Here is a 9117-nt window from a genome sequence, read left to right as displayed (position 1 = left end):
AGTGCTTTCGCGGAGTATATGCGGAGATTCCGGTGATTTCAGAAGCAGCTAATAATCAAGTCCGATAAATGGTTAATTAAATGATTGTTACCTGTTATTCATTGCACGGGGTTTTCTAAAGAGCCAATTCCTTCGATTTTAATGCGAACGCGATCGCCATGCTGTAATTCTCCTACACCTTTGGGCGTTCCGGTTAAGATAATATCTCCTGGCAATAAGGTCATGATCTGAGAAATATAGGAAACTAAAACCGTGGGAGAAAAAACCATTTGTTCGATAGAAGCAGACTGTCGAGGTTTGCTATCATCGTTGAGAAAGGTTTCTAATGATGCTCCTGCACTTAATTCTCGGACTATCCAAGGACCCAAAGGACAAAAACTATCAAATCCTTTTGCTCGCGTCCATTGATTATCCTTCCTTTGTAAATCTCGTGCCGTTACATCGTTGGCGATAGTATAGCCCCAAATTTTACTTTCTGCTTCTTCTGGGGAAAGAGAACGCAGGCGATCGCCAATAACAAGCGCTAATTCTCCTTCATATTCAACCCGTTGAGATTGAGAGGGATAAATAATCGGTTTGTGGTGGGGAATGACGGTTGTAGGGGGTTTCAAAAAGAGTAAAGGCTCCGTTGGAACAGGCGTTCCCATTTCCTCAGCATGAGCGGAATAATTTTTTCCGACAGCAATAATTTTAGAGGGAGCGCAGGGCGCAAGCAAGGTGTATTCCTCCCCGTCTAAAATTAAATCTGTGGGTTGTCCTCCCAGCCAAGGGGGAGCATCTAAGACTTGGACATTACGATCGGGTTGCAACAGTCCGTAAAACGTTTGTCCTTGGGAATTTTGGATTCGGACGTAGCGTTTTGCCATAGTACAAGAATATGTAAAAAATAATAAACCAGGACAATCGCCAGACAATCGCGACGTTCAAAGTCTGCCAAAATTGGGATGAGGGAACATTGACCCCAACAAATAACCAAGATTAACCTAGATCGTAGTAGAATTGTAAATCCTTGCTTCTTTATCGTTGAGCAAAAATTAAGAAACATTTAGCGATCGCTCGCATTTAGCCAACCGAAAGAAGCCACATTGTCCACAAGGAGAAACTACAAATGAGCCGAAGTTACGAAATGATGTTTGTTCTGCGTCCCGATTTATCAGAGGAGCGGATGAGAGAAACGATTGATAAGTACAAACAAATGCTGGGGGATTACGGATCGACGGAGATTAACGTTCAAGTCCTTGGCAAGCGGCGACTGGCTTATCCGATTAAAAAGTTTCAAGATGGAACTTTTGTTCTTGTTACTTATATATCTCAAGGGGAACAAGTTGCACCAGTAGAGAAAGCAATGCGTTTTAGTGAGGAAGTGATTCGTTATTTAACTATCAAACTCAGCGATCGCAAAGATAAGTCAAAAGCAGAAGAGGAAAAAGAAGAAGAAGCTGAACCCGTTGCAGCAGAAGCCTAATTCTTAATTTTCATTCTCATTCTCTTTAAAAAACGAACAGCGATAAACGGGTTCGCCTTTCGCAAAAGTTGCCCTTTCTCTTTCTGTTGTCACGGGAAAGGGATTTTTTTCTAGCCATTGTTCTGGGTGTTTTTGTGAGAATTGGGGATACTGTTGAAATTGTTCGCGCATTTCTGTGGCGATCGCTTCCACATCTGATTGTAAAAATACTGTTGCACTCCCAGGAAGCGATCGCGCCAATTCCTCCACTAATTCCGGTTGTACGACACGACGCTTGACGTGGCGTTTTTTAAACCACGGATCGGGAAATTGAATCGTTACGCAGTCGAGAACGCGATCGGGTAAAGATTCGAGCAAAATGGAGAGAGAAATATTAACGTTACAAAAAAGATAATGCAAGTTAGGCAATTTTAATTCATCGCGCTGATGATTTGCTTCTGTCACGAGGGGTTCGCGAATTTCTAGCCCCAGAAAATTTCTCTGAGGCTGCAATTGTGCCATTTCTAGGATAAATCGCCCTCTAGCGCAGCCAATATCTAAATGTAACGGTTGTTGAGGATCGGCGTAAATTTGCCTCCAGTCTGGAGGAGTGAGGGGAATTTGATATTTACTGCTTAATGGGTTAACGTGCTGGCGAACTCGAACTCGGGTCAAAGATAAATTCTCCTAATAGCAAGATTTTTGGGCGATCGCATCACCCTACAACCATAATAACGATATTACAAAACTTCATGTACACTGAAGATCATCCTTTAAAATAGCAGGCTGATTTTTTTCATGCAGTTGTCTTCGCGTTTTTGCCTTCTTTTTTGGGTTGCGCTTCTATTCCTGAGTGGTTGTCAGCGTCGTTTAGAACAAAGCGATCGCCCCGATCCTCTTCCTCAAGATACCTTTGTGCAAGTCTACATGAATCAAAATCAAGCAAAAGGGGCAGATTATACCGATCCTTACCGTAACATTACGCGACCAGGAGACAATCTCGAACAAGTTATTATTGATGCCATTAATACAGCTAAATCAACGATAGATATAGCCGTACAAGAGTTTCGCTTACCGAATATTGCCCTCGCCCTTGCAGAAAAACAGAAAACGGGTGTAAAAGTGCGGGTTATTTTAGAGAATAACTATAGTCGTTCCTGGAGTGAGTATAGTGAAAGCGAAATCAAACAACTCAGCGATCGCGATCGCAGCCGCTACGAAGAATTTATCGCCTTAGTCGATCGCGATCGTAATAAAATTATTTCTCAAGCAGAAATCGATCGCGGCGATGCTTTAATGATCCTCCGTAATGCAGGCATTCCCGTCATTGACGATACTGCCGATGGTTCCAAAGGCTCCGGGTTAATGCACCATAAATTTATGGTGGTAGACAGGTTTACCGTAGTAACGGGATCCGCGAATTGGACGACAAGCGGCACTCATGGTGATTTGACAACCGCAGAAAGTCGGGGAAATGCCAACAATATACTGAAAATTAATGACACAATGTTGGCAAGTTTGTTTATTGAAGAATTTAATTGGATGTGGGGGGATGGAGTAGGGAAAAAACCCAATTCTAAATTTGGCGTACAAAAGCCCTATCGATCGCCTCAAAAACTGCAAATTGGCCAATCTACAATTACCGTTCAATTTTCTCCCGTTTCTGCGTCTAAAAGTTGGCAAGAAAGTAGTAATGGTTTAATTGCGAGAACCTTAAATAAAGCAACACAGGAAATCAACTTAGCCTTATTTGTCTTCTCCGAGCAAAAATTGGTGGATGCGATCGGCAGTCGTCACCAACAAGGAGTAGAAGTGAAAGCCCTCATCGATCCGAGTTTCGCCTTTCGAGAATATAGCGAAGGCTTAGATATGCTAGGAGTAGCAATGAGTCAGAAGAAATGCAGTTACGAACCGGGAAACCGTCCTTGGCAAAATCCCATCTCAACCGTAGGCATTCCCAATTTACCGTCTGGAGATGTGTTGCATCACAAAGTTGGTGTTATCGATCGCACAACGGTTATTACAGGTTCTCATAATTGGTCGGCAACCGCCAATAATAATAATGACGAAACCCTCTTGATTATTGAAAATCCTGTTGTTGCCGCTCATTACGATCGCGAATTCAATCGCCTTTACAATAACTCGTTTCTGGGTCTGTCTTCTGAACTACAGAAGAAAATAGCCGAACGAGAACAGAATTGTCGTCAGAAATAGAGCCGGAAACACATTTTCTCCACAGAAAAGAAAAAGCTGGGTAATATGGAAACAGTGAAACACACCAAAGATGCGATCGCGATCGCCAAACATTACATTGAAACTTTACAATTGCCATGAATTGGATCAAGATTCAGTAAAGATTGCCTTATTGCTCTAGACATCGCATAAAAATTGGGCAGAATGGGTATAGACAAGGATAGAGCAAGGCCAAAGCGGCTCTAACACCAGTCAAAATCGGGGAACTACATCTAAACATCTTAATTACACTAAATTTCACTTGAAACGGAGACCACCTAAAAATGATTCTTAAAGTTGCTTCCGAAATCACCAAATATTCTCTCCTGACCGCAGCCACAACCGCGATCGGCTTAGGAACACTATCAGCAGGTGCTGCAAATGCTTTTACCATTAACTTTGACGAAGGGTTAGCGGGAACAGCAGGAGACGAAACTCTAATTACCGACCAATACAAAAAAGATTACGGTGTCACCTTTGATAGTAAGAACAACAGATCAACTGATTACGGTCTTGTACTTTATGATACCAATTGCAAAGGAAAAGGTGGAAGCAATGGGGTCTCCCTTAATGGTTTTACGGATGTTTGTACTGGAGGAGACCCTGACTTAGCAACGGGAAAGGGTAAATATAAAAATGGTGGTAGTTGGTACGATTACGATACTGAAGCTCAAGGCAATGTCCTGATTCTTCAAGAAAATAGCGATTACTTCGATCCAGATGATGATGCAAAAGGGGGAGAAGTTTCTTTGAAGTTCAATACACAAGTAGACAATAATAATCTCTTCTTTGCCAATGGGGTGACATTTGAGAAGTTTGGTTTTGTCGATCTTGATGAAGCAATTATTCGGAATAAGAAACTATCCTTTACTTTCGAGTATACCGATGCAACCCGCAATTCTTTCATTATCGATGATAGTAACTACCTAGACTATATTGAGGAAACTCTTTTATCTGTCGATTGGGACGGTAATTCTTTAGAGGGGGACAACTCTTTGAGAGAGTATCGCTTCAAAAATGATAATGGTACATTCGACGGCGTGAAAGATGTCAAAGTTGAATATAACAATGTCAGTGGTGCCGTTGCTTACTTTGAGTATGTGGAATCACAACCTGTTGAAGAAGTACCTGTTGATATTCCTGAACCAGGCATGACAATGGCTTTAGCTGCCTTCGTTTTGGGTGGTTCTAAGTTCCGTCGCAAAAACGCCTAAATCTCATCGTGTTTATGGGGTTTGGAGACCAAACCCGTACAATTAATCCTGTACAATTAATTAATGGCGTTGGTAGAGAAATACTTCATCTCGTTGGTAAATGCGCTCAAAGCGAGTATTCTTGTCCAGGGCTGCAATTAAACCCATAACGGTTTCCGTGGAACTGGCAAAACCAGGATGACGGCGATCGAGCAAAATATATTTAAACTGTTGCAAAGTATCTAATGGAGTTTCAGGACTGGGAATTCTGATGATTTCTCGATGGCTGAGATGGGGAATGAGTTGAGATGGTGCAAGGACTGGGGAGGGTTTGGAGACCAAACCCCTACGTTGAATGAGGGCGATCGCCTCTCGGTTTGCCTGCCATGTATCGAGGGAATCTAAATAAACCTTACCAAAGAAATAATATTTACCCAACACTAAAAACCCGCAAAGACTCCAGGCTAAAATTACCCGGCGATCGCGAATCCAAGCCGAATTAGCCGATCGCGCTGCAATTAGTGCCAAAATGATAAAAGGGAAGATCGGGACGGAATAATGGCGGACGAGATTGCGTTGAGCGTATTCCTGAGAGAGAATATTTAACAGGAGTGCTGGGAGTGCTGGAATAAAGGGGGCAAAATGACGGGCTGAGAGTCCCCAGAAAACGGGTAAAAAGAGTAAAGCTAAATATTCCAGTGTCGCGAGGGAGAAAATATGACCCCAAACCAAATCGGGTTTGAGAAAGAGGTTTAAGGCAATTTCTAGAACAGAATCCCCTAAATAACCATACCTAGAAACTGAGGTTTGTTCCATGCCGAGAAACTGGGGAATGATCCATTGAGTTGTCCCGATAAACCACATACTGCCCGATAAGAGGGCGATCGCGCCGCACCTAAGCCGTTTCTCGAAGAAAAACAACCAAAACCCCATAGCAGCCACTGTTAGGGAAAGAACGGCTTTACAGCTTAAAATTAGGGCGATCGCACTGCAAAACCAAATATATTTTCTCTCTCTCGCAGCCCAAACTGCACCCAACATCCCCGGAATTGCTAAAACTTCTGGGTGAAAGTCGTAAATATTAACGTTAAAAATAAGAGGATACAGTAAATAAACTGCCGCCATCATGGTTGCATCGGTTTCTTTTAAACCACTTTGTCGGGACAGCAACCAGACTAACCAACAACTCCCAGCTAAGGCGATCGCTTGGAGGGCAAATAACCAATGAACTGTTGCATAAATCTTGTACAGTAGGGCGAGGGGATAGCAAATAATGGCAACATGATCCCCCAATAAATGAAATGTTTGCGGTCCTCGAAAAGAAACAATAGGCGGCAATCCTTGACTAATTAAATAGATATACTGGTCATACCAGCCCAGATCGTAAGCATTCGATTTGAATAAAGCGTGTCGAAGTGTTGCCAGCAGAAAAAAGAGAATAGCACTACCAACAGTCATTAATAATGGATAATGAGTGATGGGCGATCGTTCATTCTTCATTGCGATTTCTGCGTGTTGGTCGGTTTCGGTCATGTATCAACAGGGCGATCGCACTATCCTCAAAAACGACAAAGCAGTAATATCATAGTTGATAATTGTTTGCCGATCATTTGTTTTGGTACAAGTTCCCTATTTGAATCTTCTTGGTATTCATCACGATCGCGATCGCCTTCTGGCCGCGATCGCTTCGGTTATTGACTCGGGCTGGTATATTTTAGGTCGAGAAGTAACAGAATTTGAAACGGAGTTTGCGGCATTTTGTCAAGCTGAATATTGCATCAGCACGGGAAATGGGTTAGATGCGTTGCGCTTAATGTTACTTGCGGGGGGGATTAGTGAGGGCGACGAAGTTATTGTTTCTGCGAATACTTACATTGCAACCATTTTGGCCATTACGCAAATTGGAGCGATTCCTATTCTCGTGGAACCTTGTTGGGAGACTTTGCAAATCGACTGCGATCGCATTGTCGAAAAGATAGGCGATCGCACCAAAGCCATCCTTACCGTCCATTTATACGGCATACCTGCGCCTATGGACAAGCTAGAGGCAATTGCCCGCCAATATAACTTACTACTCTTTGACGACTGCGCTCAAGCCCATGGAGCGAAGATTGGCGATCGCCCTGTCGGTTCCTGGGGAGATGCGAGTGCATTTAGCTTTTTTCCCACTAAAAATCTCGGTTGTTTGGGAGATGGCGGTGCCGTTGTTACGTCTAATGCACAAATTGCCCAAAATGTCAAGCTATTACGAAATTATGGTTCGGGGGAAAAATATTATAATCAACTCCCAGGTTGGAATAGTCGTTTAGATGAAATTCAAGCAGCTATTCTGCGGCACAGATTACCGGAATTAGAGGTCAAAAACAGAGAACGGAAACATTTAGCCAAACGGTATATTGAAAACCTACAAGATTTGTCCCACAGCCTGCCAATTTACTTGTTACCCTATAATGCCAATGCCGTCTATCATATTTTTCCTATTCTAGTGGAAGAGCGCGATCGCTTGCAACAATTTCTTAAAGAGTCTGAAATTGGCACATTGATTCATTATCCCATTCCTTCTCATCAACAAGAATGCTACCGCGATCGATCTTGGGCTAAAATTTCCCTACCCATTACCGAAAAAATTGCACAGGAAGAACTTAGCCTACCTCTTTATCCTAGTTTAACAAAAGAACAGCAAGATTATGTCATCAACCGAATTAAAATCTTTTATCAACAAAGATGAACTATTGATTCAATTTCCTACAATTGGCTCTCGAGAAGAAGGTTATCTTGCAGTTGCTGAAGCACAAAAGACTTGTCCGTTTCCCATTCAAAGAACCTATTGGGTTTATGGTTGCCGCGATCGCATGAAACGAGGAGGCCATGCTCATCATAATTTACACCAAATCCTTATTTGCGTAGCAGGAGAAGTAAAAGTAATCTTACACGATGGCTTTCAGAAATACGAGTTTTGTTTAAACGATCCAGCGATGGGATTATATCAAAAACCTCTAGTTTGGGGAGATTTAATCTATCATCAAAATTCTGTTCTAGTTGTCCTTGCTTCTGAGCATTACTTAACTGAAGATTATATTCGCGATTATCAACAGTTTCTGGAAATTTCCAAAAATAATCATCAATGAACAATTATCGATTATCTCTGCCCGAAAATACTTATATTCATCCCCAAGCAATTGTTGAGACAGAAGAGATAGGCGATCGCACGAAAATTTGGGCATTCGTTCATATTTTACCAGAAGTTAAAATTGGCGAAGATTGTAACATTTGCGATCATGTTTTTATTGAATCTGGTGTAGAAATTGGTAAGGGTGTCACCATTAAAACCCATGTTTCTCTATGGAAGGGAATCAAAATTGAAGATTATTGTTTCATCGGTCCTAATGTTGCTTTTACAAATGATATGTATCCCCGTTCTCATCGCAATCCCGATCTACAAAAGCGCTATTTTGAAGATAAAGATGAAAGCTGGTATCGCGGCACAATTTTGATTTGTGAAGGAGCATCTTTAGGGGCAAATGCTACTATTTTATGTGGTTTAACTGTAGGGACTTATGCAATGGTTGCTGCGGGTGCTGTTGTTACTAAAGACGTAAAACCTTTTGAATTAGTCGGAGGTATTCCCGCAAAACACATGGGATGGGTTGATAAAGAAGGTAGAAAAGTAAAATCTCAACCAACTGTATAAAAAATGAATAAATCTAAAATATCGATTGTTATTCCTTTATATTATGCCGAACATCTTTGGGATATTCTTCCTGAAGAATTAGAAAAACTTGCCTTAGCAAATCAGGATTATTTTGACACAGAAATTATTTTTGTTGATGATGGCTCTAAAGATAAAACTTTTGACCTCGTGCGTAGTTTAAAACCAAAAAATTTTATCTTTAAAGCCATTCGACTAGCCAGAAATTTTAAATCATATATTGCCATTCTAGCGGGCATTCAAAATGCAACCGGAGATTACATCACTTTTCTTCCTCAAGACTTACAAGAACCTCCCGATCTAGTCCATCGATTATTTTTAGAAATTCAACAAGGATATGATGTTGCTTGGGCTGTTAGAAGGACTCTTGCAGATCGTTTATTTGATCGAATATCTTCCCATTTATTTCACCGTTTAAGGAACTATTTTTGGTCAGAATGGCCAAAAACAGGGGCAGATATGTTTATGATTTCTCGTCCAGTTGCTGATGTTTTATTATCCATGCAGGAAAAGAATTCTCATATTACTGGACAAATTTT

10 protein-coding genes are annotated in these 9117 nt (G+C 41.5%); 7 read left to right on the top strand and 3 right to left on the bottom strand.

Annotated elements, in window-relative coordinates; translation table 11 throughout:
* Window positions 1-98 precede the first annotated feature (98 nt).
* Window positions 99-866: a fumarylacetoacetate hydrolase family protein gene (locus VB714_RS13540; protein ID WP_323224998.1), complete on the bottom strand. Its 768-nt coding sequence runs from the start codon at window positions 864-866 to the stop codon at window positions 99-101.
* 242 nt (window positions 867-1108) lie between these two features.
* On the opposite strand from VB714_RS13540, the gene rpsF reads away from it, so the two are divergent.
* Window positions 1109-1465, top strand: coding sequence for a 30S ribosomal protein S6 (gene rpsF / locus VB714_RS13535; protein ID WP_323224996.1), 357 nt, complete (start codon window positions 1109-1111; stop codon window positions 1463-1465).
* Between the two features lie 3 nt (window positions 1466-1468).
* On the opposite strand, the gene trmB is transcribed toward rpsF, so the two are convergent.
* Complete coding sequence (gene trmB / locus VB714_RS13530; protein WP_323224994.1) at window positions 1469-2119, bottom strand: tRNA (guanosine(46)-N7)-methyltransferase TrmB; 651 nt, start codon at window positions 2117-2119, stop codon at window positions 1469-1471.
* A gap of 123 nt (window positions 2120-2242) precedes the next feature.
* Here trmB and VB714_RS13525 point away from each other — a divergent pair, with 123 nt between their 5' ends.
* A complete protein-coding gene (locus VB714_RS13525) occupies window positions 2243-3658 on the top strand; it encodes a phospholipase D-like domain-containing protein (RefSeq protein ID WP_323224992.1) in 1416 nt (471 codons plus the stop codon).
* A 302-nt stretch (window positions 3659-3960) separates the two neighbouring features.
* Window positions 3961-4890 (top strand): hypothetical protein, encoded by a 930-nt coding sequence (locus VB714_RS13520; protein WP_323224991.1) that lies wholly within the window; start codon window positions 3961-3963, stop codon window positions 4888-4890.
* 60 nt (window positions 4891-4950) lie between these two features.
* Here VB714_RS13520 and VB714_RS13515 read toward each other — a convergent pair whose 3' ends face one another.
* Window positions 4951-6402 (bottom strand): DUF2079 domain-containing protein, encoded by a 1452-nt coding sequence (locus tag VB714_RS13515; protein WP_323224990.1) that lies wholly within the window; start codon window positions 6400-6402, stop codon window positions 4951-4953.
* Between the two features lie 82 nt (window positions 6403-6484).
* Between VB714_RS13515 and VB714_RS13510 the strand changes: the two genes are divergently transcribed.
* The 4 genes from VB714_RS13510 to VB714_RS13495 all read left to right on the top strand — a co-directional run.
* Entirely contained in the window at window positions 6485-7597 is a 1113-nt protein-coding gene (locus VB714_RS13510; RefSeq protein WP_323224988.1) for a DegT/DnrJ/EryC1/StrS family aminotransferase, read from the top strand.
* Entirely contained in the window at window positions 7557-7997 is a 441-nt protein-coding gene (locus tag VB714_RS13505; protein ID WP_323224987.1) for an FdtA/QdtA family cupin domain-containing protein, read from the top strand. The genes VB714_RS13510 and VB714_RS13505 overlap by 41 nt, the downstream gene beginning before the upstream one ends.
* Window positions 7994-8560 (top strand): acyltransferase, encoded by a 567-nt coding sequence (locus VB714_RS13500; RefSeq protein ID WP_323224985.1) that lies wholly within the window; start codon window positions 7994-7996, stop codon window positions 8558-8560. The genes VB714_RS13505 and VB714_RS13500 overlap by 4 nt, the downstream gene beginning before the upstream one ends.
* Before the next feature lie 3 nt (window positions 8561-8563).
* The coding region (locus VB714_RS13495) for a glycosyltransferase (protein ID WP_323224983.1) at window positions 8564-9117 on the top strand (554 nt) is incomplete at its 3' end.

This window comes from Spirulina sp. 06S082 (genome assembly GCF_034932145.1).
Lineage (GTDB): Bacteria > Cyanobacteriota > Cyanobacteriia > Cyanobacteriales > Spirulinaceae > CCY15215.
Note: the sequence above shows the minus strand (reverse complement) of the source record. Positions and strands in the feature narration are given on the sequence as shown.

Excerpts from the sequence above, each read along its gene's own strand:
- VB714_RS13540 (WP_323224998.1), bottom strand. The coding sequence starts at position 866 with ATGGCAAAACGCTACGTCCGAATCCAAAATTCCCAAGGACAAACGTTT.
- rpsF (WP_323224996.1), top strand. The coding sequence starts at position 1,109 with ATGAGCCGAAGTTACGAAATGATGTTTGTTCTGCGTCCCGATTTATCA.
- VB714_RS13525 (WP_323224992.1), top strand. The coding sequence starts at position 2,243 with ATGCAGTTGTCTTCGCGTTTTTGCCTTCTTTTTTGGGTTGCGCTTCTA.
- VB714_RS13520 (WP_323224991.1), top strand. The coding sequence starts at position 3,961 with ATGATTCTTAAAGTTGCTTCCGAAATCACCAAATATTCTCTCCTGACC.
- VB714_RS13515 (WP_323224990.1), bottom strand. The coding sequence starts at position 6,402 with ATGACCGAAACCGACCAACACGCAGAAATCGCAATGAAGAATGAACGA.
- VB714_RS13505 (WP_323224987.1), top strand. The coding sequence starts at position 7,557 with ATGTCATCAACCGAATTAAAATCTTTTATCAACAAAGATGAACTATTG.
- VB714_RS13500 (WP_323224985.1), top strand. The coding sequence starts at position 7,994 with ATGAACAATTATCGATTATCTCTGCCCGAAAATACTTATATTCATCCC.